This is a genomic window from Mycobacterium sp. (assembly GCF_032159775.1).
Taxonomy (GTDB): Bacteria; Actinomycetota; Actinomycetes; order Mycobacteriales; family Mycobacteriaceae; genus Mycobacterium.
The window spans coordinates 22,482-48,844 of the sequence record NZ_JAVHWK010000128.1 but is presented as its reverse complement, the minus strand read 5'-3'; the positions used below and the strand labels follow the sequence as shown (position 1 = coordinate 48,844).

Genomic DNA, 26,363 nt, shown 5'->3' with positions numbered 1-26,363 from the left:
CGTACTATCCGAAGTGAACCGCCTGATGATCAGGCTGGTGCCGCAACAACCCCGAGGATTCGATGACCGCCCCCTCTCCACAGTTCACCGTCCCCGCCATCGCCACCGCCGTAGCAGGCGCGATCGGCGATCGGGAGTACATCATCCAGGGCGACCGTCGATACACCTACGCCCAGATCGTCGAGCGGTCGAACCGCTTGGCGGCCTACCTGCACGCCCGCGGGCTCGGCTGCAAAACCGAGCGCTCGGAACTGGCGGGCCATGAAGTCGGCCAGGACCTGCTGGGCCTCTACGCCTACAACGGCCCCGAGTATGTCGAGGGGATGCTCGGCGCATGGCGGGCGAGGGTGGCCCCGTTCAACGTCAACTACCGCTATGTGAAGAACGAGTTGGAGTACCTGCTCGCGGACTCGGGTGCCACCGCGTTGCTCTACCACGCGACGTTCGCACCCCGCGTCGGCGAGGTGCTCCCCCACCTGCCGAAGCTGCGGGTGTTGATCCAGATCGCCGACGACTCCGGCCACGACCTCGTGCACGGAGCCGTCGACTACGAATCGATTGTCGCCCCGGGCCCGACGCAGCCGCCGCCGGTCGAGCCGTCGCCCGACGACCTCTACGTGCTCTACACCGGTGGCACCACCGGAATGCCCAAGGGCGTGCTGTGGCGCCAGCACGACATCTTCATGACGTCGTTCGGTGGCAGGAACATGTACACCGGCGAGGTCACCGCCTCCTACGACGAAATCGCCAAGCGGGTGGCCGAGAATCCGGGCACCAAGATCTTCACCCTGCCGCCACTCATGCACGGTGCCGCGCAATGGGCCGTCATGACCGCGCTGACCACCGGCCAGACGGTTGTGTTCCCAACCACGCAAGGCAAATTCGACGCCGACGAAGTCGTCCGCACGATCGAGCGGGAAAAGATCATGACGGTTCAGGTTGTCGGCGACGCGATGGCACGCCCGATCGCCGACGCCATCGAGCGTGGTACCGCCGACGTGTCGTCGCTCGCGATCGTCGCCAACGGCGGGGCTCTGCTCACCCCGACCGCCAAGCAGCGCCTCATCGACATCAAGCCAGGCCTGATCGTGATGGACGGCGTGGGATCGTCGGAGACCGGCATCCAGATGAGCCACATGTCCATGCCGGGCGCGGTGTCGACCGGCACGTTCAACGCGGGACCCGATACCGGCGTCGCGGCAGAAGAACTCGACTCCATACTGGCACCCGGCCACGACGGCATGGGCTGGCTCGCGCAGCGGGGCTACGTTCCGCTCGGCTACAAGGGCGATGCCGCCAAGACGGCCAAGACGTTCCCGGTCATCGACGGTGTGCGTTACTCGATACCCGGCGACCGCGCGCGTCATCTCGCCGAAGGCGGAATCGAACTGCTCGGCCGCGACTCGGTGACAATCAACTCCGGCGGGGAGAAAATCTTCGCCGAGGAGGTCGAGAGCGCCCTGCTGTCGCACCCCGCGGTGGCCGACGTCGTGGTGTCCGGGCGGCCGAGCGAGCGGTGGGGTCAGGAGGTCGTCGCGATCGTCGCCCTCATCGACGGCGCCAGCCCCGACGCGCAGGAGCTCATCGAGCACGCAGGGGGCGTCATCGCCCGCTACAAGCTGCCGAAGGCTGTTGTGTTCCGGCCCGTCATCGAACGAAGCCCGGCGGGCAAGGCCGACTACCGGTGGGCGCGCGAACAGGCGCTCAGCGAGGGCGCATAAGTCCGCTCCAGGGGTGAGATGGCCCGAGACGCGCCCCTCGATTGTCCTATACTGTAATATTTACAGTACCCATAGCAGGATGTCTGTCCGTTCGAGGATGCTGGAGATCAGACGTGGACACCGCAGTGCTGGACGTCACGGCCGACGAAGCGGCCGGTCTCCTTTCTGATCCCTATCCCCTCTTCGAGCGCAGGCGGACGCAGACCAGCGGCGTGTTCTGTGGCAGCGTCATGGACTGGACGAAGACGCCCGCCGAGTTTCGGCCCGAGAACCTCTATGCCGCAGTGTCATTCGATGCGGTGAATCGCATCTTCCGCGACGGCAAGGCCTTCAATTCGCACATTTACGACTCCACCATCGGCCTGTTCATGGGTCCGACCATCCTGGCGATGGAGGGTAAGACGCACTGGGAGCACCGCAATCTCGTGTCGTCGGCGTTCAAGTCGCGCTCGCTGCTGCGCTGGGAGCCCGAGGTGGTCCGGCCGGTGGTGAACGCGTTGATCGACGAGTTCGTCGACGCGGGCCAAGCCGACCTGGTCCGCGACTTCACGCTGGAGTTCCCCACCAGGGTGATCTCGAAATTGCTCGGCCTACCGGAAGAGGACCTGGCGTCGTTTCGCAGGCACGCGGTCGACCTCATCAGCTACCACGTCAAGTACAAGCGGGCCTTCGAGGCGTCGGCCGCGCTCAAGGATTACTTCCTCACCCACATCGAGAAGCGCCGGTCGCACCCGACCGAGGACATCATCGGCGACCTGGTATCCGCAGAGATCGACGGTGAGAGGCTCAGCGACGAAGCCATCTACTCGTTCCTGCGACTCCTGCTGCCCGCAGGGCTGGAGACGACTTACCGGTCATCGGGGAACCTGCTGTTTCACCTGCTGACGCACCCCGAGCAGTTCCGCGCGGTGCAGGCCGATCGCGAGCTCATCGGCCCTGCGATCGAGGAAGGTCTGCGATTCGAGACACCGCTGACCACGGTGCAGCGATACGCCGCGGAGGAGACCGAGATCGAAGGCGTCACACTGCCGAAGGGCGCGGTGATCGACGTCTGCATCGGGTCGGCGAACCGCGATGGAAAACGGTGGGAGCGCTCCGAAGAATTCGACATCTTCCGGAAGCGACTGCCGCACATATCTTTTGCGGCGGGCGAGCACACCTGCCTTGGGCTGCACCTGGCCAGGATGGAGACCAGGGTAGCCCTCGAGTGTCTGCTCGACCGGCTGACCGACATCGAGCTCGTCACCGGCGAGAACCCGCACATCTACGGGCAGCCGTTCCGGTCACCCACAGCGCTTCCGGTTACGTTTACCCCATGATCAAGGTGATGGACGGCGTACGCGTCCTCGAGGTTGCGCAGTTCACCTTCGTTCCCGCGGCAGGAGCGATCCTCGCCGACTGGGGTGCCGACGTCATCAAGGTGGAACACCCGGTGCGGGGCGATACCCAGCGCGGGTTCATCAACATGGGCGGCTTCCAGCTGGACCCGGATCGACATCCGCTGATCGAGCATCCGAACCGTGGCAAGCGCAGCGTCGGGATCGACGTCTCGACCCCGGGCGGGCAGGAAGTGCTGTACGAGATCGCCAAGGTCTCCGATGTCTTCTTGACCAACTACATGCCTGCACAGCGGCAGAAGAACAAGTTCGACATCGAGCACATCCGCGCGGCGAACCCCGACATCATCTACGCCCGCGGAAGCGCCTACGGCGACAAGGGTTCCGAGCGTGACACCGGCGGCTTCGACGGCACCGCGTTCTGGACGCGTAGCGGCGTCGGCCACGCGCTGACCCCCGAGGAGTTGGGCGGCGCACTGGCGCAGGGCATCCCGGCGTTCGGCGACTCGATTGGCGGCATGAACATCGCGGGCGGCATCTCGGCTGCCCTTTTCCACCGTGAGCGGACCGGTGAGGCCGTCGAGATCGATGTCTCGCTTCTGAGTACGGCGTGGTGGGCCGGGGGCGCCAGCATGACCCAGGGCATGGAGACCGGCGAGACGATGCGGTCGATGATGCCCAATGCCACAGGGCCCAGTGTCAATCCCTTCATGGCCAACTACCTGACCTCCGATGGCGGCACGATCAACCTCTGCATCGTCAGCCCGACTGGCTACATCCGCGACGCATTCGAACATCTGGGTCTTCCGGAATTGGCCGATGATCCACGCTTCTCCGACGTCATGCCGCTGATCGAGAACGCCGCGGCGGCAGCCGAACTCATCGCTGAGTCGATCCGCAGCAAGCCCTTCGAGTACTGGCGGCAGCACCTCAAGACGATGCGGGGCCAATGGGCACCGTTCCAGAGCTTCATGGACCTCACGAGCGACGAGCAGGCGATCGCCAACGACATGATCGTCGAGGTCGAGGCGGCCGGCGGCGGAGCACCGTTCAAGGTGGTGCGCGGCCCGATTCAGTTCAACCACGAGCCGCTGGAGACGACGCGTGCGCCACAGGCGTCCGAGCACACCGAAATTGTGCTGATGGAGCTCGGGATGGATTGGGACCGTATCGAAGAGCTCAAGAACTCCGGCGCGATCGCCTAGGTCATGACTCCCGCGAAACGGAATTCCAGCACCGGAAGTGCGAGTGCAGGGGTGCTGGAATTCCGTTTCGCGAACCAGACGCGTGACCAGAAAGGAAGTCGCGATGAATGACGTTGCGATCATCGGCGTGGGGCTGCACCCGTTCGGCCGGTTTGAGGGCAAGTCGGCGATGGAGATGGGTGTCGACGCCATTTTCGCGGCAGTAGCCGACGCCGGCGTCGAGTGGAAGGACGTCCAGTTCGCCACCGGCGGGAGCTGGACAGTGGCCAACCCGGACGCGATCGTCGGCATGGTCGGGCTTTCGGGCATCCCGTTCACCAACGTCTTCAACGCCTGCGCCACCGCGGCGAGCGCGGCCAAGGCATGCGCAGACGGCATCCGGCTCGGCGACTACCAAATCGGCATCGCCGTCGGCCTGGACAAGCATCCACGCGGCGCGTTCACCGAGGATCCCGCACTCGTCGGGATGCCGGCCTGGTACGCGGAGAACGGCCAGTACCTCACCACCCAGTTCTTCGGCATGAAAGCCAACCGCTACCTGCACGACCACGGCATCTCGCAGGCGACACTTGCCAAGGTCGCCGCCAAGAACTTCCGCAACGGCGCGCTGAACCCGAACGCGTTTCGGCGCAACCCCATTGCCGAAGAAGACATCCTCAACTCGACGATGCTCAACTATCCCCTGACTCAGTACATGTTCTGTGCTCCCGACGAAGGGGCCGCCGCGGTCGTCATGTGCCGCGCCGATATCGCGCACCGCTACACGTCGAAGCCGGTGTATCTGCGTGCCGTCGAGGTCCGCACCCGCAAATACGGCGCGTATGAGGTGAACACGACATTCGCTCCGGTCACCGAAGACGTGGCCCCGACGGTGTACGCCGCCAAGGCCGCTTTCGAAAAGGCAAGCGTGGCACCAGATGATGTCGATGTCATCCAGCTGCAGGACACCGATGCGGGCGCCGAGATCATCCACATGGCCGAATGCGGGTTCTGTGATCACGGCGATCAGGAAAAGCTGCTGGCCGACGGCGCTACCGAGATCCATGGCCCGATGCCGGTGAACACCGACGGCGGCCTGATCGCCAACGGTGAGCCGATCGGCGCATCCGGCCTGCGCCAGATTCATGAGCTGGTGCGGCAGTTGCGCGGGGAGGCAGGCGATCGCCAGGTGCCGGGGCAGCCCAGGGTCGGGTTCGCTCAGCTCTACGGTGCGCCTGGCACCGCCGCTGCCACGATCGTGACCCTCTAAGGCCGCGAAGCCGTCTCGACGTAGAACTGCGCCGCCCGCTTGATCGACTCGGTCGTCGGGCGGGGCTGCCATCCGAGTTCGCGTGTCGCCTTGCCGTGGTCGGCGGCCGACATGATGTGCAGCAGCTTGACTCCGGTCACGTTCATCGGAAGATTGCGTCGCAGAACTCGACTCGCCGTACCCATGATCCAGCCGACAACGTAGAGCATCGCCAGCGGCACACCGACCCGGGGCGGTCTCGCGCCGACCGCCGACGCCGCCGTCGTGAGCATCTGCCGCATGGGCATGAAGCTTTCGGAAATGATGTAACGCTCACCGTTGCGTCCGCGCTCGGCGGCGAGCAGGAAGGCTTCCGCCACGTCTTCGATACCGACGACTTCGGTGCATACGTCCTTGACGTATACCGGCATCCTTCCCAGCGCCGCCGCCTTGACCATCAGGCCTTGATGAGGCTGCCAATCGAGTGGTCCGTACGGATTGGACACGCACATCGCAACGGCGGGCAGCTCCTTGGTGCGGGCGTATTCCAGCACCAGACTTTCGGCCTGGCGGCGCGACTCGATATAGGCACCGCCGACACCCTCCCAGTTGAACGGCATGTCTTCTGTTGCGGATTCGCCATCCTCGGCGATAGCGATGGTGCCGATCGTGCTGCAGAACACGAACTTGTCCAGGTTTACCTCGACCGCAATGTCCAGCACGCGACGCAGGCTCTCGACGTTCGTTTCGAACAACGGCGCCGGGTCGCGCAGGTAGAAGCGCGTGTCGACGATGCAGTAGAAGACCACGTCCCGATCGGCCATGGCCGCGCGCAACGCCACGTCGTCGCGCAGGTCGCCATAGGCGCGTTCGACGTCGAGGTCGTCGATGGCCACTGTGTTGCTGGACTTGCGCAGATACACCCGCACATCGTCACCGCGCTCGACCAGCTTGCGAGTGACGTGTGAGCCGACGAAGCCGCTGGCGCCCATCACGAGGACTCGCCGCCGCGCCGGTTGCGGGGTCACGAGACTCTCTTCTGCAGCGGCGGCGAATAGTTGGGCTTGCCGAGGCCGAGCACATACTGCGCGATCATGTTGCGGAACACTTCGAGTGTCCCGCCGTAAATGCCGACCAGCGGTGCGAATCGGTAGACGTATTCGGCGGCACCGTCGTCGGCGGCACCGTCGGTTCCGACCGGCAACGACGCGGGGGTGCCCAGGATGTCCATCAGGTCCGGTGAGATGTCGCGCATCGTCTGCGCGAGCGCCACCCGCCCGAAGATGCTCGTCGCCGAAAGCGACGCCTCCATCCGAGCGATGCTGCGACCCAGGCGGTATGCCACCGAGCCGTCGTCGATGAGCCTGCGGCCGTCGCGACGTTCCTCGGCGATCTTGGCGGCGGCCTTATCCACGGCGGTGGCCATGAATCCGGCCTGGTGCATCATGATCGACACGTCCGCGAGACCGTCGGAGGCCGCTTCGACCGCTCCGTGCTCGACGTTGAGCGGTTCACGAACCACCGTCCAACCGTCGTTCACCTCGCCGAGCCGGTACTTGTCGTCGACGCGCACATCGCTGTAGTACACGATATTCGTCCGGTCACCGTCGACGGTCCGGATGCCCTGGATCTCGATTCCCGGTGAGTCCAGGGGGACCAGGAACATGGTGAGGCTCTTGTGTTTCGGCGCGTCAGGGTCGGTATTGGTGATGAGGAAGACGTATTGACAATTGTGGGCGCCGGTGGTGAACATCTTGGACCCGTTGATGACCCATGAGTCGCCGTCGCGCACCGCGCGGGTCTTGCACGTGGCGACGTCGGAGCCGCCCTCGGGTTCGGTGTAGCCGAGACACAGCCGCACCTGGCCGTTGAAGACCCTCGGCATGACCTCGGCCTTGAGTTCCGGCGAGCCGAACTTCTCCAACGACCGGGCGATCATCGCGGTGGTGCCGAAGGTCACCCACGGCACATGCGCCCTGCGCTTCTCCAGTTGCCAGATGCGGTTGCGAACACGGCTGAATCCGCCTTCGCTTTCAGGCTTCCACTCGCGGGTGAGGTATCCGGCTTCGCCGAGCGCCAGGTGCACGCCCTCGTCGAAGTTGTCACCGGTTTCGCGGTCACGGCGAAGAACCTCGTCGGTGACAAGCTCGCTCAAAAAGTCGCGGGACTCGTGCAGGAAGGCTTCGTCCTCGTCGGACAGTTCGACGCGCGAGAAATCCATCAGGCTCCCCCGCTCTCGCGTGCCGCGACGATCTCGGCGATGTACTTCGCACTCGCGCCGGGATCGCCGCCTGCCAACGCCCATCCACGGGCCCGAACCAGATACGCGGTCGCGGCCGCCTCCGCACTCACACCCAGCCCGCCCTGCACCTGCACGGCCATGGTCGCGGCCTTGGACGCCTCCTCAGCCATGAACACGAACGCCGACGGGGCGAGCTCCCGGCGTTCGTCTGGTTCGTTGTCGAGGAACCATGCCGCGCGACGCGTCAGGTTGCGTCCGCCGGCAACGGTGATCGCGATGTTGGCGAGCGGATGCGAGATCGCCTGCAGCGTGGAGATCGGGACCCCGAGCGTATACCGATTCTTGGCGAACTCAGCCGCGATCGTCATCGTCTCCTCGACGAGGCCGACCAGCGCTGCCGCCGACAGCACCCGCCACTCGTCCAGCGCCCGTTGGTATTCCGCCAACGCCTCGACTCCGCTTGCGATGACCGTGCTGGAATCGGCCGTCGCGGGGTCGACCCAGGCCATCGGCAGCTTGCCGATGTTGTCGACCTTGACCGGCCGGGTGCCGAACGTCAGCGCGACGATGTCGTCGCCGTCGCGCACCAGGATCCGATCGGCGATCGAGCCGGTCGGGATCAGGCGGACCCCCGACACGCTCTCGTGCTGCGGATCGAACGCGGCGAGTTCCTTACCGGTGACGAGATCGGAGTCCACTGCGCCCAGCCGTGACAGCAGGCGCGAAGCACACACATGGTCGATCCACGGGACCGGCGCCAGCGACCGGCCGATCTCCTCGGCGACCAGCGTCAGGTCGACCAGCGTGGCACCATCCCCACCGGCCGACTCGGGCAACGCCATCGTCGTCGCACCCATCGCGCAGAGCCGCTCCCACAGACTCTTGTCGAAGCCGGATTCCTGCGCGGCGCGCACGGTCTCGATCGGACAATGTGTCTTTAAGAACTGTTTGTATGCCCCCTGGATCGCGAGGTGGTCCTCGGACAGGCTGTAGTCCAGCCTGCGCAACTCGTACCGGTCCATCGTCAGTTTTCCTGTTCTCCGGAGAAGAAGAATCTCTGCGCGTTGTTGTAGAGATAGTTGTCCAACACGTCGGGGGGCAGATCCAGCGCGGCCGCTTCGGGCACTACGCGCCGCATTCGCAACACCGGCCAGTCGGACGCGTAGATCACTTTGTCCTTGCCCCGGGTGCGCATGAAGTGCAGGAGACTTTCGGGTAGCCGCTTGGGTGACCAGGCGGACGTCATCAACCGCAGGTTCTGGTATTTGATCAACAGCCGGATTGCGATGTCCCACCACGGATCCGCACCGTGGATCATGCACAGCTTCAGCTCCGGAAACCGGACGCACACCCGGTCGAGGTGGATCGGGTTCTGTGCCTCGCCGGGAATCGGCGGCCCCGGCAGGCCGGTGTTGATGCACAACGGCAACTCGATCTCGGCACACTTGGTGTAGAGCGGATAGTAGACCGCATCGCTGGGCGGGTACTGGCCGTCACCCCAGAAGCTGGGCCCGACAACGGCATACGCTACCGGAAGGTCACTGACGACGGCAGTCAGCTCCCGTAGTGAAGGCATCGGCTTGAGCAGGTTTATGCCGCCCATCGCCAATGTGAACCGGTCGGGCCGTGATTCCACGAACTTGCGTGCGGTGACCGACGGCTTGGCGAGGTTGTCCATCAAAATCGCCTTGGCCACCCCCTGCTCGTCCATTTCGTCGAGCAGTTCGGACAGATCGACCGGGGCGAACATCGCCTCCGGACCCTTGAAATAGTCGTCGCGCACCTTGAGCATCCAGGTCGGTTGCTGTTCGGTTTCGCCGAAGTGCACGTTGACAAGGCAGTCGATTGCTGTGTGTGTCATGTCAGCGCCCGCTGTGTCGCTTGGTTCTTGGCCCACCTGTAGTCGGCTTTCCCGTTGCCGAGGCGGCGCACCTTCTCGACGAAGACGAACTCCTTGGGCGCCTTGAACCGGGCGAGGTTTTCGATGCACTCCGCGCGCAGTGACTCCGCGTCGACGGTCGCATCTGAACGGGTTTCCACGAGTGCCACGATCTCCTGTCCCCATCTGTCGCTATCGCGCCCGACCACAAGTGCGTCGGCGACTCCGGCACACGCCCGCAGTATCGCCTCGACCTCCTCGACGAAGACCTTCTCCCCTCCGGTGTTGATCACCAGTGAGTCGCGCCCGTGCAGGCGTAGCGTTCCGTCTGCCTCCAGCGATGCACGATCGCCCGACACCACGACGCGCTTGCCGTCCACGACGGGGAACGTCTTGCGGGTCGCATCGGCATCGTCGAAGTAGCCCAGAGGTATCCGGCCCGTGCGCACCACCCAGCCCACCTCCGGCTCGCCGGGCTGGACGAATCTTGTCATGTCGTCCGACACGACGGCACCACCTTCACGCAGGTCGAAGGTCTCCCGGTGTGATCCCCGTTGATTGTGCCCGAACCCCATGTTGCCGGTCTCCGAGGAGCCGTAGCCGTTGATGATCGTCAGCTGGGGCAATTTCTCCAGGAGTGCGCTCACGTGCTTGGGATTGGTTGCGGCACCGCCCGTTCCGATGGCATAAAGCGACGACAACTCGTAACCGGTGCGGTTGAGTTCCTCGACGAGTGGCGCCGCATAAGCGTCTCCCACCATCGTCATCATGCCGACCTTTTCGCGCTCTGCGGTCCGCCATACAAGCGGCGGGTCGAACTTGGTCCGGTCGTCGTAGAGGACCACCGGCAGTCCGGCCAGCGTCCCGGAGAACACCGTCCACAGACCGGCCGCGTGCATCAGCGGAGATACTGCGAACCATGGCGCGCCGTCGTTGCGGCGCACCCTGTCGTGGATCTCGGTCGGCGAATCGTGGTCGGCGCCCACCATCGACGACACATAGGTGTCACTCTGTCGCCACAGCACACCCTTCGGCCTGCCGGTCGTGCCGCCTGTGCAGTACATGATGACGTCGTCCGGCGACGCCGCGATGCGGCGTTCCGGATCACCCTGCGCCACAGCATCGTCCAATTGAATGGACCCAGGAATTTCCGCGCCGTTGCTGCCGTCGTCAACCGTGATCAGGAGGTCGGCGCCCAGTTCTCCGAGCACGTCGGCGAACTTCGTGCCGAGGGCGCGGTGAAAGATGACGGCCCGTGGTTTTACGTACTCCAGTAGGTCGGCGACTTCGCGCGGCGTGTAGTGGTGGTTGACGTTGACCGGTGTCGCGCGGGCCTTCAGGCAACCGACAACCATCTCGGGGTAGCGGTCGTTGTACATGATCAACGCAACGCGGTCCTGGCCGCACTCCCAGTTGTTCAGGTCGTCGCGTTCGCGGTGGACGCCGAACCCGTTGTCGGAAAGGAAGTTCGCCAGCCGGCGAGTGCGTTGCGCCATCTCACCGTAGGTGGTCCGGCGATCACCGCAGACCGTCATCGCGCGGTCGGGAATGACGTCGGCGATGGCGTCGACGACATCGCCGATGGTCCACTCAGGCACGCTCGGTGCTCCTCACGTCCACCGTGTCATGCCGAAACGTTCACGCCAAGCAGCTCGAGGGCGTTGTCCCGCATGACCTTTCGGGTGTCGACGTCGCTGAACTCCGGGAACTGCGGAATGTCGGCGGTGAATGACATCGGGTCGGCGAGCCCTTCACCGTGTGGCCAGTCCGAGCCGAACAGGATTTTGTCCACACCGATGGTCGCGGCAAGCAGCTTCACATCGTCCTCGTAGTAGGGCGCGATCCAGACGTTGTTCTGAAGCTGCTCGACCGGGTCTTCCTTGAAGTGATACGGCGCGGTGTTTGCGGCCTTCTTCAACCGCTTGATCAGGCGGTACACGAAGTAGGAGCCGTTCTCGATGCTGGCGACCTTGAGCTTCGGGTGCCGGGTGAAGACCTGGTGGACGATCATCGACGCCATCGCGTCGTGGATGGCGCGGTCGTCGAGCAGCACCTGGTCGAGCGGATCTTTCTTGCCGAATCCCTCGAACGTCGCCTTGCCACCCCACAGCGCCGCGATCGCGAGGTAACCGCTGTCGGAGAGGTGAAAGACGACCGGAACGCCCGCTTCGGCCAGCCGGGCCCACACGGGGTCGTGCAGCGGGTCGCCAAGCGACCTGGGCTTGACGACGCCGGGCACCGGTGCGGGTCGTACGCAGACGATCTTCGCTCCTCGGCCTAACACGAATTCGACTTCCTCGACGGCCTTTTCGGGGTCAGCAAGAGAGATGATAGGGGCCGAAAGGAATCGGTGGTCGGGACGATCGAAGCCCCAGTCCTCGTCCAGCCACTGGTTGAAGGCATGCACCGTCGCCATGGTCGCGTCGATGTCGTGCTTGAGCGCTTCCTCGACACCGCAGGCGAACGTCGGCAGCATGAACACGGTTTCCAGGTTCTGCCTGTCCAGGATCTTCGCCCGGGCATCGCGGTTCTGGTACTCGGGATGGTCGGCCAGCCGATCGACTTTCATCAGCGACGCGGGGTCGACACCTTCAGGAATCTCACCGCGGAACAGGAGATCGAGACAGCCCGGCTCGATGATCGGATCGAACGTCGGGTTCGGGATGAAGTGGTTGACGACGCCACCCATCACCGCGAACGTGCGCTTGCCCTCCGTCAGCATCTGCACGCCGCGGCGCTTAAACTCCTTGGGCAGGTGGCGGGTGCACGAGTCGATCGGCTCGTAGTAATGGTTGTCGACGTCTATCGCGCGGTAATCCAGCGTCATGGGGCCACCTCCAGCGGCGGGAAGTTCGGTGTGCGCTTTTCGAAGAATGCCGTGATTCCCTCGATGAAGTCGGGACGTTGCATGGAATCACCCATCAGCTTCTCAGCGTGCTCGCTGGCCTCGAACACATCGCGCATGGTGTCTGCGTACACCTGTTGCTTGATCACCGCCAGAGAACCCGGCGCGCAGTTCGCCGCGATGTCCTCCGCGTAGCCGATCGCCCTGGGCAGCAGCTCGTCGGGCGGCACGACCTCTTTGACGAGACCGAGTGCCGCTGCCTCTTCGGCAAGGAACACGCCGCCGGAAAGCAGCAGGTCCATCGCAACACCCCATCCGACGACTCGCGGAAGTATCCAGCTGATGCCGTATTCCGCGATCAGGCCGCGGCGCGCGAACGAGGTGGTGAACTTGGCGCCCGCGGCCGCGAATCGGACGTCGCACATCAGCGCCTGGGTCAGCCCGATGCCCGCGCACGCGCCGTTGATCGCGGCGATGACCGGCTTGCGCAGTGTCGCAACGAAATGCGGATGGCATTCACCGACCAGCGTGGAGATGTCGGTCTCGCCGTTGGTGTTGGCCTTCTCGATCGACGACAGGTCACCCATGTCGGCACCCGCGCAGAACGCCCGGCCTGCGCCGGTGACGACGATCGCCCGCACGTCGGCATCGGCCTCGGCCAGGTCGAGGAGTGCGTAGAACTTCGCCGCGAGGCCGCCGCCCCAACCGTTCATCCTTTCGGGACGGTTGAACGTCAGTACCGCAACCCCGCTGTCACGCAGCTCATAGAGGACCGGGTCATCAGTACTCACGGCACTTACTGTACACCTTTCGGTAGCGCCTTCCGCAACCGCTTGCGTGGTCAGCCGGAGACCAGTCCGTACCGCCGATACGCAGCGTCGATCTGCGTTCGACCCTCGGCAGGGAACGTGGCTTGCGGGGGGCGCGAATGGGGGTAGTCGCCGATGGGCAGACCGAGCACCGACGCCGCGTACTTGAACGCCCCACCCCAGTGGGTGAAGTAATCCGGCCGGCCGGGATAGCAGGTGAACCACGACGCCATGTCGCTGCCGAACTGGTCCAGTCCGGATTTCTCGGCGTAATCCATCGCCTCGATCAATCTGTCGTTCCAGACGAGTTCCCAGTACTCGGAAATGATCGGCTGCCCCGGAGTCTCGTAGAGATAGCCGGCGGTGCCGAGTTGCGCGGGGCCGACGATCCCCGCGCGCAGCCAGCCCGCCCGGTAGACGGTGAGGTCACACTCCCAGATCGTCAGATCCGGGGCGAGGTCGTGCAGCAGACGGCTGCTCGTGGGCCGGAATGCGCCCTCTTTCGTCGCACAGACGGCCGGAATCTCGGAATAGATCCGCGCACTCTCGGCGGGAGTCAAAACGTAGCCCGACGACGGCGAGTTGAACATCCCCAGCGCGATGTCGGTGCGGTCCGCGATGTAGCGGAAGAAGTTCAGCACGCCTTCGCCGCCGTGCGCTTCCATCATGGGCGTCTGGATGTAGACGATGTCGGCACCGGCCTGTTGCGCGTGCTGCGTCAGCTCGAGGCAGTCCTTGGCGGACATCGCGGCGGTGCAGGCCTGGATCACGACATCGGGATCGGCCCTGCGGCCTTCCTCGATTGCGATCTCCAGCAACAGCTTTCGCTCGCCGAGTGTCAGAGACCAGAACTCCGCGATTCCGCTTGTACACCACAGCATCGGGTGCTTGAGTTCGCCGACGCAGTAGCGCACCAGTGTGCGGTAGGCATCCCAGTCGATTTCGTCGCCGTCCCTACCACTGAACGGCGTGTAAAGGCTGTTGCCGATTCCGTGCAGACCCGCGCGTGCCCAGTCGCGCGCGTCGCGAGCTGTCGCCATGCCGCCTCCCGTCGCACCCCTTCAGACACGTCGCCCGATGCCTGCGCCCAAATGCTGCTGGAAAAGCTTACTATAGGTCTTACAGTAGTTGGGCGAAACAAGATGGAGGTGCCCCTTCGTGGCCAAGCAGGCAACCGCGGAGAAGCGTCAGCGGCGCGAACGCGGGTCCATCAATCCCGACGACATCATCAAGGGTGCATTCGAGCTCGCGGAGGACGTCGGCATCGACAATCTCAGCATGCCGTTGTTGGGCAAGCACCTCGGCGTCGGGGTGACCAGCATCTACTGGTACTTCCGCAAGAAGGACGACCTGCTCAACGCGATGACGGACCGCGCACTCAAGCAGTACGTGTTCGCGACACCCTATGTCGAGGCCAAGGATTGGCGCGAGACACTGGCCAACCACGCACGCACAATGCGAAAGACGTTCCTCGGCAACCCGATTCTCTGCGACCTGATTCTCATTCGGTCGGCGCTGAGCCCGCGCGCGGCCAAACTCGGCGTCGCCGCCGTCGAGAAGGCGATCGAAAGCCTCGCCGAGGCCGGACTGTCGCCGGAGGACGCCTTCGAGACCTACTCAGCAGTGTCGGTGCATGTGCGTGGATCGGTTGTGCTGCAGCGGCTCTACGACAAGAACCGATCGGCGGACGACGGGCCCGGCGACTTCGAGGAGACGATGGTCGTCGACCCCGCGACGGCGCCGCTGCTGGCGCAGGCGACGGCGAAGGGCCACCGCATCGGCGCCGCAGACGATTTCAATTTCGACTACGGCCTCGAGTGCATCCTCGAGCATGCCGAGCGACTGATCGAGACGACCAGCAAGTCGGCCAAGCCCGCGAAGAGGGCCGCCCGCAAACAGTGATTTCGGCGCGCTCACGTGCGCTCAGCGTCGATTAGCGCGCCGAAATCGCTAGACCTCGATGACGACGGCGCCGCCCTGCCCGCCGCCAGCGCACATCGCGGCGACACCGATGCCACCGCCGCGCCGCTGCAGTTCGTAGACGAGTGTGGTGACCATCCGCGCACCCGATGCCGCGATGGGGTGGCCGAGGCTGCAGCCGCTTCCGAAGAAGTTGACCAGCTCCTCGTCCAGCCCGTATTCGCGGCATGCCGCGATCGGCACCGAGGCGAAGGCCTCGTTGATCTCCCACAGCGCGACGTCCGACGGCTTGAGGCCTGCCCGGTCGAGCACCTTGCCGATCACCTTCACGGCGCCGAGTCCGCAGTCACGCGGCGCGACACCTGCTGCTGCCCATGCCTTCACGGTGCCCATCTTGGTCAGATTCTCCGCGGCGGCGTAATCACTGTCGACGAGGGCGACCGCGGCCGCGGCGTCGTTGGTTCCGCTGCTGTTGCCCGCGGTGATCGAGAAGCCCTCGATCTCGGGGTGAAGCACCTTCAGTCCGGCCAGCTTCTCGACGGTGGTGTCGCGGCGTGGGTGTTCGTCGACGCTGAAATCGACCACCGATCCGTCGAACTGTTGCACCTTCAGCGGGATGATCTCGTCTGTGAACTTGCCTGCGTCGATCGCGCCGATCGCGCGCTGATGCGACCGCGCGGCCCAAGCGTCCATCTCCTCGCGGGTGATGCCGACCGACTGCGCAGTGTTCCAGCCGACCGTGATCGACATGTCCTTGGCGGGCGCGTCCGGCGTCTCGACGTGCGTCGGCGGCATCCAGCGCTCCTCGAACTTCAGCTCGGGACCGGGGATGCGCCAGTTCGTCAGAGGCGTCATCGAAAGCGACTGCACCCCGCCCGCGACCAACGCACGCTCCATGCCGGAGCCGATCTGCGCGGCCGCGTTGCCGATGGCGGTCAGGCTGCCCGCGCAGTGCCGGTTCACCGACTGACCCGGGACGCCGTCCATACCGGTCGCGGTGGCCGCATAGCGGGCGAGATCGCCGCCGCCGTAGTGCGATTCGGCGACGATGATGTCGTCGAACGCGGCCGGGTCCACGCCGGACCGACGGACGACCTCGGGGAGCACCGTGGTGATCAAGGTTTCCGGGGTGGTGTTGACCAGCGTGCCCTTGAAGGACCGGCCGATCGCTGTCCTGGCAGCGCCGACGATAACGGGTGTGCCCATGTTCTTTGACCTCAGCTTTTGGCGGTAACGACTTTACAAAAATAGCAGATACTGTATTGCTATCCGTATGTGACCGCGCTCACTGCGGCTCGGGCACGTGGAAATGCTCGTCACGCAGGCGGAACGCCTCCTTGGTGCCGTGTGCCGCCCTCGTCTTGACGAAGTTGAACTCGCCGGGCGCGAACTGCAGGTTCGTCCCATACGCGTGGAACAGGTAGCTCGCCACCTCCTCGCCTTGGTAGGCCTGGCTCTGTTCGACCAGGCGGAACGCCTCCTTGGCGATGACGACGCCGTCGGCGGGCATTTTGGCCGCTTTCTCCGCCCAGTACCTGGCCCGTACCGTGACCTTGGACGGCTCGCACGTGTCGGTGAAGACACCCAGATGCTCGATGTCGCCGGCCTCGATGGTGTCGCCCGTCAACAGCATCCGACGGGCCAGCACAGGGCCGAGGCGGTGGAAGAACATGTGCAGGCTGCCCAGCGCGGGCCCGAGAAAGCGGGTGGCGGGCATACCGATCTTGGTGTCGCGGGCGATGACGGAGATATCGGTCATCAACGCCATCTCGAAACCACCGCCCAGCGCATAGCCGCTTATCTCGCCGACGGTGACCTTCGGAAAGCCCATCAAATTGTGGTAGAAGCCGAATGACTTGCGGTCGACCGTGAGCCGTCGACGCTGGCTCGGCCGACCCTTCGTGGCATCACCGCGCTCATCGCCGTACCAACCGTAGGCGTTGTTCATGTCCGCACCGGTGCTGAATACTCCGTCGACACCGCGCAGCAGCACCACGGTGATGTCGTCGTCTTCGGCGACGCGATCCAGGCAGCGTCCGACGGTTTCGCGCATCGCAGCGTCGTAGGAGTTGCGCCGCTCGGGATTGTTCAGGGTGATCGTCGCGATCCGGTTGTCCGCATCGACGTCGAACAGAACGCGGTCGTCACGTGAAGCGGTCATATCCCGGACTCCTCTAAATCAGTTTGGCTTCAATGGTTTTGCCGGTGCCGACGGCAAGGGTGGTGCGCCGGGCCGCGGCGAGATGATCTTCGGCCAGTCGTACCGCGCGTGAAGCATTGCCGTCACGGATGGCGTCCAGCAGCCGCTGATGGTCGCGCAGTGCGGCTCGCATCGTCTTGTGGTTCACGTCGTCATCGCTCCAGATCGATGACTCATGGGCCGACCAGACCAGCTCGAGCGAACCGATCAACAGAATCATCGGTTCGTTGCCGCAGCGGGACACCAGGGCTTCGTGGAACCGCCTGGCGTTCGGCACGTACACCGACACGTCGTCGAATTGTTCTGTCTGAAGATCGATTTCGGCCTGAAGATACGGCACCACCTCGGTCAGTCGATCCGCCCGCGAGGCACACATTCCAGCGCAGATCGGTTCGAGGTGCAGCAGCGCATCACTGACATCCGCGGGTGTCGAGCCTCGCGTCTGCAGCACCATGCTGATCATCTGCGCGGTCCGCACCGCCGACGGCAGGTGGACCACCGCTCCCCCGACGTTGCCGCGCCGGACCGAGATCAGGCCGTCGATCTCCAGGATGTGGATGGCCTCCCGCAGCGCGGGCGGGCTGACGCCGAACTGCTGGAAGAGGCTTTCCTGCGACGGCAGCACGTCGCCCTCTTTCAGGCGCCCGGACAGGATCTCGTCGCGCAGCCGCGACGCCACGATCTCTGCGACGCGCGGCTGCCGAATCCCCTGCAAATCCATCGGGTCAGGCCCGTCGCCTGCCGAAGTGAAATCCGGTGAGCTGCTCCGGTGAGAGCGCGAGCGTGGTGGCCTCACCGATGCACAGCACCTCGTCGTCGAGCACCAGCCGGGCCGTCGACGTCACACCCCGATCCTCCTGCGTGCGGGTGATGTCGAAAACAAGCTCGGTGAGGATGGGCGTCGGCCTGCGGAACTTCACGTTCAGCGACCGGGTCTTGCCCGACAACTCGGTGGCGCAGTTCTGGTGCTGGATCACGCAGTCGAAGAACACCGCGAGGAAACCGCCGTGCACCAGGCCAGGCGGCCCCTCGTAAACGACAGGGAAAGTGACCCGGCCCGCCGCCGTCTGCGCATCGATGCGGTCGAATTCGTATTCGGGAAAGCAGGGGTTGAACGCGCCGATGTCGAACGCGTGCGCAAGGTAGACCCGCTGGGTGTCCGCGCCGTCCTCACCGATCCGCGGGGTGGCGTCCGGTGCCACCGCACCCGCCAGTTCGCTCTCCCATTCGCCGAGCCGGTCGATCACGGCGTCGACCACGGGGTGGGGATGTTCCAGCGACAGCAACTGACCCGCGAGGCGCCGCAGCGCGCCCGCGGCGGCGACGGTCTGAGCGAGCGGCTGCTCGCCGAACCGAGCGCTGTCCCCGTCGGCCATCCCGGCTTTCCTTTCTATCTTGTATAGGATAGTAGTGGTCTACCATACTGTATGGGTATCCGTATACGGCTCGGGAAGGGACCCGACGGTGAGCCAAGAGGTCGCCTCCGCTGACGGTGTGGTGACTGTGCGACGGGACGGCCCGATCCTGCGGCTCACACTCGATCGTCCGGCCCGACGCAACTCGTTGAGTGATTCGATGGTCGACGAACTCGTCGGGGCGTTGACCGACGCCGCAGCCGACGACTCGTTGCGAGCCATCCACATTCGCGGCGAGGGCGACGACTTCTGTGCGGGCGCCGACTGGGTCGCCGCCAATTCCGGCGGACAGCGGCCACGCACCGGCGGCCTGGTCCGTCGCATCCCCCACACGTCGCACAGGCTCGTTGAGCTCATCGCCGCCATCCACCTTCCCGTGGTGTGTGCCGTGCGAGGCTGGGCGGTCGGCCTCGGCTGCAACCTGGCGCTGGCCGCCGACTTCACGGTGGCCGCTGCCGACGCGGTGTTCTGGGAGCCATTCGTGACAAGGGGCTTCAGCCCGGACTCCGGCGCGACATGGCTTCTGCCAAGGCTGGTGGGTCTGGCGCGAGCGAGGCGGATGCTGCTGCTCGGCGAGAAGGTGACGGCAGCCGACGCCGCAGACTGGGGACTGATCCACGACGCCGTCGATGCAGCAGGTCTGGACCAGGCCGCCGAGGAACTGCTGGCCCGGCTCGCCGCGTCGCCGACGGTCGCGGTCGGGCTGGCCAAGCACGCAGTTCACTACGGTCAGCACGCGACATTGCCGCAGACATTGAACCAGGAGCTGTTCAATCTTGAGCTGTCCTGCCGGACATCGGATTTCAAGGAAGGCCTGGCCGCGTTCCGGGAACGACGCACACCGGAGTTCGACGGCCGATGACCGACGAGCGACTCGACGAGGGGACCACCGATGGCCACTAAGTCCTACGACACCATCAGATACGAGGTCGATGGGCACAAGGCCACCATCACCTTGAACCGCCCCGACGCTCTGAACGCGCTCAGCCCCTTCATGATCACCGAGTTGCGCGATGCTTACGACGAGGCCGAAAACGACAACAAAGTCTGGCTTCTCATCGTCACCGGCGCTGGCCGCGCGTTCTGCACAGGCGCGGACGCGAAGCAGATCCCCGAGGACGGCAAGGTGATCAACGAGCGCCCCTATCTGTCCACCTACGACCAGTGGGAGGCGCCCCAGGAGGGCACCCCTCCGTTTCGCCGGATGGCGAAACCGGTGTTGGCGGCGATCAACGGAATCTGCTGCGGCGCGGGCCTCGACTGGGTCACCACCGGCGACATCGTCATCGCATCCGAGGCGGCCACTTTCTTCGATCCGCACGTCAGCATCGGCCTGGTCGCCGGGCGAGAGATGGTCAGGCTGGCGCGCGTCCTGCCCCGCAATGTCGCACTGCGAATGGCATTGACCGGCAAGCACGAGCGGATGGACGCGCACCGGGCGTACGAACTGGGAATGATCAGCGAAGTCGTCGCCCATGACAGCCTTCTCGAGCGGGCACACGAAATCGCCGACATGGTGAACTCGAATGCCCCGCTGGCGGTTCGGGGCACCCGGCTGGCCATTCACAAGACGCTGGACCTGCCGCTGCACGACGGCGAGATCCTTGCCGAAGCCTTCAGGGAGCGCAATCTGCACACCGAGGATTCACTGGAAGGCCCGAGGGCATTCGTGGAGAAGCGCTCACCAGTCTGGCAGTGCCGATGACCGAGAGCTTCCAAACCATCCTTCTCGACGTCGATGTCGACGACCACGTCGCCACCATCACGTTGAACCGGCCCGACGCGCTCAACGCGTTCAACCGGACCATGTGCGAGGAGATGTCGCGCGCCTGGCGCATCGTGAAGCTCGATGACGCGGTGCACGCCGTGGTTCTGCGGGCGGCCGGCGATCGGGCGTTCAGCGCGGGCCTCGACATCAAGGCGTCCTACGGACAGCCCGACAACGTGTGGAATCACGAGGATCCCGGCGAGCCGCTGAGTCCCAAATGGCAGAAGGTGTGGAAGCCCGTCGTCTGCGCCGTTCACGGTATCTGCACCGCAGGCGCGTTCTACTTCGTCAACGAGTCAGATGTCGTGATCTGCTCGCAGGACGCCACGTTCTTCGACTCGCACGTTTCGGCGGGTCTGGTCTGCGCCCTGGAGCCGATCGGACTGATGCGCCGAGTCGGTTTGGCCGAGACCCTGCGAATAGCGTTGATGGGCAACGACGAACGGGTTGGAGCCGACACCGCCCTTCGGATCGGGCTGGTGTCCGAGGTGGTCCCGCGCGAGGCGCTCTGGGCCCGCGCACACGCCATCGCGGCGACGATAGCCGCCAAGCCACCCGCGGCGACGCAGGGCACGGTGAAGGCGATCTGGGAGTCGTTGGACAAGCCCTACCGGGCCGCGCTCGAGCAGAATCTGATCTATACGCGGCTGGGAAACCCGATCGGTACCGCCGAACTCACGCAACGGGGCGGGCCGGAGAAGTCCGAGCCACGGATCCGGTGATGACCGACCACCCGTTGCGGCAGCGTATCGCCGAGGTGCTCGACATCGCCCCGCACGCGTCGGCGATCGAGTACGACGGGCAGTGGTCCACCTATGGTCAGGTCGGCGCACTGGCTCGCCGTACCGCGTCTCTGGTGGACGGCCGCGGCCAGGTCGGCATGCTGCTGCGCAACCGACCCGCCCATGTCGGCGCCTTCCTCGGCGTCCTGCTGGCAGGCGGCACGGTGGTCGTGATCAACCCGTCCCGTGGTGACGAACGAACGAGGGCCGACATCGCTGCGCTGGAACTGCCCGTGATCATCGGCGGGGCCGAGGATCTGACGGCACTGGTGGGGCCGGACTCCGGCTCGACGGTGATATCCATATCCACGCTCGCCGCCGAGCCGGAGCCGGGGGTGGCGGGCGCGGATCGCGCTGCGCCGAGACCCGGCGTAGCGGTGCGCATGTTGACCAGCGGCACCACCGGTCCGCCGAAACGGATCGATCTCACCTACGACATGCTGGCGCGCAGCGTGATGGGTCTGGCACCGGAACTGGCTCAGACACCGAAAGAAGTCCGAAGCGGTGTCGCGATCGTCAACGCACCGTTGGTGCACATCGGCGGCGTGTTCCGGGTGCTGCAATGCGTCGCAGAGGCAAGGCCGTTCGCGTTGCTGGACCGGTTCGACCTCCACGAGTGGGCGGCCGCGGTGCGTAGGCACCGACCCCGAGCGGTGTCTCTGGTGCCTACCGCACTCCGGATGGTGCTGCACTCCTCGCTGCGCCGCGAGGACCTCGACGGCGTAAGCGTCGTCACGTCGGGCACCGCGCCGCTTTCGGCGGAGGACGCCGACGCGTTCTGCGAAAAGTTCGGTATCCCCGTCCTGACATCCTATGCCGCAACCGAATTCGGCGGTGGTGTCGCAGGCTGGACACTGTCCGATCACCAGAAGTACTGGCGGGTCAAACGGGGCAGTGTGGGACGCGCCAACCCCGGCGCGCAACTCCGGGTGGTCGACGACGACGGCAACCCGCTGGGCCAAGGCTTGCCGGGGCTGCTCGAGGTGAAACCGGGACAGCTGGGGCCGTCGACGGATTGGATGCGGACCACCGACGTGGCCCGAATCGACGAAGACGGTTTCCTGTGGATCCTGGGTCGCGCCGACCAGGCGATCATCCGCGGCGGCTTCAAGGTGATGCCCGACGATGTGCGCGCTGCACTGGAGAGCCATCCCGCCGTGCAGGGCGCGGCCGTGGTCGGAAGGCCCGACGACCGTCTCGGGGAGACGCCTGTGGCAGTCGTGGAGCTGAGGGAATCCGCGACCGCCGACGCCGACGAGTTGATGCAGTTTCTGCGAAACCGGCTTGCCCGCTACGAGATTCCCACCGAGATCGCGATCGTCGACGCCATCCCCCGGACACCGTCCGGCAAGCCGGATCTGAGCGCGATCCGTGCTGGCTGAAACGCAGACCGTCGGAAGATTACTAAGACGGAAGGCGGCCTTGCGAGGCACGCATCCGCTGCTGGTCTGCGACGCCGACCGCATCAGCTACGCCGATGCCGAACGCCGGTCGGCCGACCTTGCCCGCGGCCTGATGGCCCTTGGCGCGGGTAAAGGCAGTCACGTCGGCCTGCTCTACCCGAACGGGACGGAGTGGTTGATCGCGATGCTGGCGGCGGCACGCATCGGCGCGGTGGTGGTGCCCTTCTCGACGTTTGCCACCTCATCCGAGGTGACGACCCAACTCGCGCACGCCGACATCGAGATCCTCCTCGCGACGGCGTCCTACCGCCATCACGACTATCGCGAACGGCTGGCGGCCGTCGAGCGCTCAGCCGTCCCCCTGCTGCGTCATGTACTCATCGACGCCGAGTTGCTCGACATGGCAGATGACGCATTGCTCGAGGCGATGGAGGACGACGTCGACCCATCCGACACTCTGGCAATCGTGTACACATCGGGCTCCACTGCCGCTCCGAAAGGGGTTGTGCACACCCATTCGTCCCTGCTCGAACACCAGAGGGTACTCAACGAGATTCGCAGCCTCACCGCCGACGACCGGCTGTTCTGCAATTCGCCGTTCTTCTGGATCGGCGGTATCGCGTTCGCGGTCCTGGCGACCCTGCTCGCCGGCGCCACCCTCATCTGCTCCAACGCTGTCGACTCGAGCGAAACGCTCGACCTGCTGGAAGCCGAAAAGCCGACCTTGACAAATGGTTTCGTCGCAGGAATCGTGCACCTCGCGCGTGATCGCAGCCTTCCACGACGCGATCTGTCGTCCATGCGCCGCGGCAATCTGTATCCCATCATGGCCGCCGAAGTGCGGCCTGCCGATCCAGAGCGCAGGCACACGATGCTCGGTATGACCGAGGCGGGCAGTGTCATCACGATCAGCGCCGACGAGTCCGACCAACCCGAGCATCGACGTGGGTCGTTCGGAAAGCCCGCACCTGGATTCGAGACCAAGGTCGACGACAACGGCGAGCTGTGCATCCGCGGGCCGTTCGTGATGCAGTGCTACTACAAGCGCAGCCGTGAGGAGTGCTTCGATGCCGACGGCTGGTTCCGCACCGGCGATCTGGTGCGGGTCGACCGGGATGGCTTCGTGTACTTCGTCGGTCGCCTCGGATCGATGATCAAGACCGCAGGCGCCAATGTCGCACCCGCCGAGGTCGAGCGTGCGATCGCCAAGGCAACCGGCAAGACCGCCTACGTGATCGGTATCCCCGACGCAGAGCGCGGGCAACAGGTGGCGGCCGTGATAGCCACCGATGGCGACGTCGACCTCTCGGCGCTCCGACAGGAACTGAAACGGGAGATCTCCGCCTACAAGATCCCGAGGCGGATCGTCGCCGTGGCGCCTGCACAGATACCCGTGCTGTCCAGCGGCAAGGTAGACATGAGCCGGCTCGCGACGGTGTTCGATGAATGAGTCACCCTCAACCATCGATGAACTGGTCCGGCGCCGCGCCGCCCAGTATCCGGCGAAGCCGGTGGTCATCGACCCGGTCAACCGCATCACCTTCGCCGAACTCGACCAGCACACGCACGCGACGGCCGCCGCCTTCCTGGAAGCGGGGGTGACGAAGGGCACCCGCGTCGGGCTCATCATGCCCAACGGCACCGCCTGGGTACGGACCGCAATCGCGCTCACACGTATCGGCGCGGTGCTCGTCCCGCTCAGCACCCTGCTGGCGCCGCCGGAACTCGTCGCACAACTACGGGTCGCATCTGTGCAATATCTGGTCGCGGTCGAGCAGTTCCGCGGGCACCGCTTTCTCGACGAGCTGAAGTCCGTGACTCAGTCCGCGGCGGATCTGCCTGCGCTGAGCGGTGTCTGGACACCCGACCAGCTCCCGCGACCCAGTGAAGCGACCACAGCGACCGTCGACGCCGTCGCGGCAACCGTCACCGCAGCCGACAAACTGGTCGTCATGTTCACTTCGGGCAGCAGCGGACCGCCCAAAGGTGTCGTCCACTCGCACGGCAGCGCGCTGGGGGCCGTGCAGTCCGGACTCGAGGCGCGGTGCATCGATGCCGATACCCGCCTGTATCTGCCCATGCCGTTCTTCTGGGTCGGCGGCTTCGGAAGTGGCATCCTGTCGGTGCTGCTGGCAGGAGCGACACTGGTCACCGAGGAGATTCCGCAGCCGGAAAGCACGCTTCGGCTGTTGGAGCGTGAAGGGGTGACGTTGTTCCGCGGCTGGCCCGACCAAGCGCAAGCCCTCGCCCGACAGTTGGAGGCGGTCGACGCCGACCTCTCCGCACTACGGCCCGGCAGCCTGGAGGCGCTGCTGCCGCTCGATCAGCGGGCTGCGCCGGGCGCGCGGGCCAGGCTGTTCGGCATGACGGAGGCGTTCGGCCCCTACTGCGGCTACCCCGCCGATACCGACATGCCACGATCAGCATGGGGCAGTTGCGGTAAACCGTTCGCGGGCACCGAAGTCCGCATCGTGGATCCCGACACCGGCGAATCCGTGCCTGCGGGGGCGGTCGGCATGATCCAGATCCGCGGACCGAACACACTGCGCGGCATCTGCCGTCGCAGTCGAGAAGAGGTGTTCACCGCCGACGGCTTCTACCCCACGGGCGACCTCGGACACCTCGACGACGACGGCTTCATGTTTTACCACGGCAGATCCGATGACATGTTCAAGGTCAGCGGCGCCACCGTCTATCCGAGCGAGGTCGAGCAGGCTCTGCGCGGCATTGACGGGGTCCGGAACGCATTCGTCACCGACGTGTCGGGCGCAGTGGGCGCCGTCGTGATAGCCGACGGTTCGGTCGATCGGCTCCGGGCGGAAGCGCGAAAGCTACTGAGCTCCTTCAAGGTTCCGACAGTATGGCTGCTCGTCGACTCCGATGACGCGATACCGCGGGGCGCCACCGGCAAGGTCGACATCGCGGCGCTGAAACAGATGATCAGCTGACTACACCTCGTTGTCGGAGGTGGTTGATCAGCGGCGTGGCGCCCGCGGAAAGATGTTCGGACATCGCGGCGCGGGCCTGCTCGGCGTTGCGTTTGGCCAGCGCGGCGACCACCCGCCGGTGATCTCTCATCGATCGCTTCGGCCAGCCCTCGACGACCGGAAACACCGATTCGGGTGCGTAGCGGGTGATCTGGGACATCAGCTGCGAGAGCTTGGGTGAGTCGGCGGCGACGTTGATGGCGCGATGAAACTCGTGGTTGAGTCGAACCGCCCGCTCGTGGTCATCGACGGCGTACGCAGATTCGAGCTGTGCCTGAATCGATTCCAGCTCGTGCACCTGGTCGTCGGTGATGTTCGCGGCGGCTCTGGCGGCAAGCTCTCCCCCGATGTGGGCCTGCACATCGGACACGTCGGTGATGTCGCGGCGCGTCACCGGCAGCACCACGAATCCGCGATGCAGCTTCTGGTCGAGCAGGCCTTCGGCGCGCAGTTGGAAAAGCGCCTCACGGACCGGCGTCACACTGATTCCCAGCTCGGCCGCCAACTGGTCGAGCCGTACATACTCACCCGCCGCGTAAGTCCCGTCGAAGACTCGATTGCGGACGTACCGCGCCACCGCCTCGGAAAGCTGTGGACGCGTGGCGAACTCGGGAACAGTCAC

General features: G+C 65.2%; 24 protein-coding genes. 11 read left to right on the top strand and 13 right to left on the bottom strand.

Annotated features, from left to right (window positions below):
* The first annotated feature begins 62 nt into the window (after positions 1 to 62).
* From mig to QOJ24_RS16220, 4 genes are all read left to right on the top strand, one after another.
* A complete protein-coding gene (mig, locus tag QOJ24_RS16235; protein ID WP_526262957.1) occupies positions 63 to 1,721 on the top strand; it encodes a medium-chain acyl-CoA ligase Mig in 1,659 nt (552 codons plus the stop codon).
* Positions 1,722 to 1,834: 113 nt separating this feature from the next.
* Positions 1,835 to 3,040, top strand: coding sequence for a cytochrome P450 (locus tag QOJ24_RS16230; RefSeq protein ID WP_526262955.1), 1,206 nt, complete (start codon positions 1,835 to 1,837; stop codon positions 3,038 to 3,040).
* Between the two features lie 8 nt (positions 3,041 to 3,048).
* Positions 3,049 to 4,263, top strand: a complete 1,215-nt coding sequence (locus QOJ24_RS16225; RefSeq protein WP_526263071.1) for a CaiB/BaiF CoA transferase family protein — start codon at positions 3,049 to 3,051, stop codon at positions 4,261 to 4,263.
* Positions 4,264 to 4,366: 103 nt separating this feature from the next.
* A complete protein-coding gene (locus QOJ24_RS16220; protein ID WP_526262953.1) occupies positions 4,367 to 5,512 on the top strand; it encodes a thiolase family protein in 1,146 nt (381 codons plus the stop codon).
* Here the strand turns inward: QOJ24_RS16220 and QOJ24_RS16215 are convergent.
* Genes QOJ24_RS16215 through QOJ24_RS16180 form a run of 8 tightly spaced genes read right to left on the bottom strand, consistent with a single transcriptional unit; the run spans position 5,509 to position 14,306 of the window.
* Complete coding sequence (locus QOJ24_RS16215) at positions 5,509 to 6,519, bottom strand: NAD-dependent epimerase/dehydratase family protein (protein WP_526262951.1); 1,011 nt, start codon at positions 6,517 to 6,519, stop codon at positions 5,509 to 5,511. The genes QOJ24_RS16220 and QOJ24_RS16215 overlap by 4 nt on opposite strands.
* Positions 6,516 to 7,712, bottom strand: a complete 1,197-nt coding sequence (locus QOJ24_RS16210) for an acyl-CoA dehydrogenase family protein (protein WP_526262949.1) — start codon at positions 7,710 to 7,712, stop codon at positions 6,516 to 6,518. Before QOJ24_RS16210 ends, QOJ24_RS16215 begins: the two co-directional genes overlap by 4 nt.
* On the bottom strand, positions 7,712 to 8,755 hold the full coding sequence (locus tag QOJ24_RS16205) for an acyl-CoA dehydrogenase family protein (protein WP_526262947.1): 1,044 nt from the start codon (positions 8,753 to 8,755) through the stop codon (positions 7,712 to 7,714). Before QOJ24_RS16205 ends, QOJ24_RS16210 begins: the two co-directional genes overlap by 1 nt.
* Positions 8,756 to 8,757: 2 nt before the next feature.
* The gene (locus QOJ24_RS16200; protein ID WP_526262946.1) at positions 8,758 to 9,594 is read right to left on the bottom strand and encodes an amidohydrolase family protein; all 837 of its coding nucleotides are present in this window, start codon (positions 9,592 to 9,594) and stop codon (positions 8,758 to 8,760) included.
* Positions 9,591 to 11,210 carry an AMP-binding protein gene (locus QOJ24_RS16195; RefSeq protein WP_526262944.1) on the bottom strand — a complete coding sequence of 540 codons (1,620 nt, stop codon included), beginning with the start codon at positions 11,208 to 11,210 and terminating at the stop codon, positions 9,591 to 9,593. The genes QOJ24_RS16200 and QOJ24_RS16195 overlap by 4 nt, the downstream gene beginning before the upstream one ends.
* Positions 11,211 to 11,236: 26 nt before the next feature.
* Complete coding sequence (locus QOJ24_RS16190) at positions 11,237 to 12,439, bottom strand: amidohydrolase family protein (protein ID WP_526262942.1); 1,203 nt, start codon at positions 12,437 to 12,439, stop codon at positions 11,237 to 11,239.
* Positions 12,436 to 13,248: an enoyl-CoA hydratase gene (locus QOJ24_RS16185; RefSeq protein WP_526262940.1), complete on the bottom strand. Its 813-nt coding sequence runs from the start codon at positions 13,246 to 13,248 to the stop codon at positions 12,436 to 12,438. Before QOJ24_RS16185 ends, QOJ24_RS16190 begins: the two co-directional genes overlap by 4 nt.
* 50 nt (positions 13,249 to 13,298) lie before the next feature.
* A complete protein-coding gene (locus QOJ24_RS16180; protein WP_526262938.1) occupies positions 13,299 to 14,306 on the bottom strand; it encodes a dihydrodipicolinate synthase family protein in 1,008 nt (335 codons plus the stop codon).
* A gap of 118 nt (positions 14,307 to 14,424) precedes the next feature.
* Between QOJ24_RS16180 and QOJ24_RS16175 the strand changes: the two genes are divergently transcribed.
* Positions 14,425 to 15,168, top strand: a complete 744-nt coding sequence (locus QOJ24_RS16175; protein WP_526262936.1) for a TetR/AcrR family transcriptional regulator — start codon at positions 14,425 to 14,427, stop codon at positions 15,166 to 15,168.
* Between the two features lie 48 nt (positions 15,169 to 15,216).
* Here QOJ24_RS16175 and QOJ24_RS16170 read toward each other — a convergent pair whose 3' ends face one another.
* The 4 genes from QOJ24_RS16170 to QOJ24_RS16155 form a co-directional block, all read right to left on the bottom strand.
* Positions 15,217 to 16,392, bottom strand: coding sequence for a thiolase family protein (locus tag QOJ24_RS16170; RefSeq protein ID WP_526262934.1), 1,176 nt, complete (start codon positions 16,390 to 16,392; stop codon positions 15,217 to 15,219).
* A gap of 79 nt (positions 16,393 to 16,471) precedes the next feature.
* The gene (locus QOJ24_RS16165; RefSeq protein ID WP_526262932.1) at positions 16,472 to 17,347 is read right to left on the bottom strand and encodes an enoyl-CoA hydratase/isomerase family protein; all 876 of its coding nucleotides are present in this window, start codon (positions 17,345 to 17,347) and stop codon (positions 16,472 to 16,474) included.
* Positions 17,348 to 17,360: 13 nt separating this feature from the next.
* Entirely contained in the window at positions 17,361 to 18,107 is a 747-nt protein-coding gene (locus QOJ24_RS16160) for a FadR/GntR family transcriptional regulator (protein WP_526262930.1), read from the bottom strand.
* Between the two features lie 4 nt (positions 18,108 to 18,111).
* Positions 18,112 to 18,762, bottom strand: a complete 651-nt coding sequence (locus tag QOJ24_RS16155) for a hotdog fold domain-containing protein (protein WP_526262928.1) — start codon at positions 18,760 to 18,762, stop codon at positions 18,112 to 18,114.
* An 88-nt stretch (positions 18,763 to 18,850) separates the two neighbouring features.
* On the opposite strand from QOJ24_RS16155, the gene QOJ24_RS16150 reads away from it, so the two are divergent.
* Genes QOJ24_RS16150 through QOJ24_RS16125 form a run of 6 tightly spaced genes read left to right on the top strand, consistent with a single transcriptional unit; the run spans position 18,851 to position 25,702 of the window.
* The gene (locus QOJ24_RS16150) at positions 18,851 to 19,663 is read left to right on the top strand and encodes an enoyl-CoA hydratase/isomerase family protein (protein WP_526262926.1); all 813 of its coding nucleotides are present in this window, start codon (positions 18,851 to 18,853) and stop codon (positions 19,661 to 19,663) included.
* 30 nt (positions 19,664 to 19,693) lie between these two features.
* Positions 19,694 to 20,506 carry an enoyl-CoA hydratase/isomerase family protein gene (locus QOJ24_RS16145; RefSeq protein ID WP_526262924.1) on the top strand — a complete coding sequence of 271 codons (813 nt, stop codon included), beginning with the start codon at positions 19,694 to 19,696 and terminating at the stop codon, positions 20,504 to 20,506.
* Positions 20,503 to 21,291: an enoyl-CoA hydratase/isomerase family protein gene (locus QOJ24_RS16140; RefSeq protein WP_526262922.1), complete on the top strand. Its 789-nt coding sequence runs from the start codon at positions 20,503 to 20,505 to the stop codon at positions 21,289 to 21,291. Before QOJ24_RS16145 ends, QOJ24_RS16140 begins: the two co-directional genes overlap by 4 nt.
* Complete coding sequence (locus QOJ24_RS16135) at positions 21,291 to 22,733, top strand: class I adenylate-forming enzyme family protein (protein ID WP_526262920.1); 1,443 nt, start codon at positions 21,291 to 21,293, stop codon at positions 22,731 to 22,733. Before QOJ24_RS16140 ends, QOJ24_RS16135 begins: the two co-directional genes overlap by 1 nt.
* Complete coding sequence (locus tag QOJ24_RS16130) at positions 22,723 to 24,204, top strand: class I adenylate-forming enzyme family protein (protein ID WP_526262918.1); 1,482 nt, start codon at positions 22,723 to 22,725, stop codon at positions 24,202 to 24,204. Before QOJ24_RS16135 ends, QOJ24_RS16130 begins: the two co-directional genes overlap by 11 nt.
* Positions 24,197 to 25,702: a class I adenylate-forming enzyme family protein gene (locus tag QOJ24_RS16125; RefSeq protein ID WP_526262916.1), complete on the top strand. Its 1,506-nt coding sequence runs from the start codon at positions 24,197 to 24,199 to the stop codon at positions 25,700 to 25,702. Before QOJ24_RS16130 ends, QOJ24_RS16125 begins: the two co-directional genes overlap by 8 nt.
* Here the strand turns inward: QOJ24_RS16125 and QOJ24_RS16120 are convergent.
* Positions 25,695 to 26,363, bottom strand: coding sequence for a GntR family transcriptional regulator (locus QOJ24_RS16120; RefSeq protein ID WP_526262914.1), 669 nt, complete (start codon positions 26,361 to 26,363; stop codon positions 25,695 to 25,697). The two genes, QOJ24_RS16125 and QOJ24_RS16120, sit on opposite strands and share 8 nt — an antisense overlap.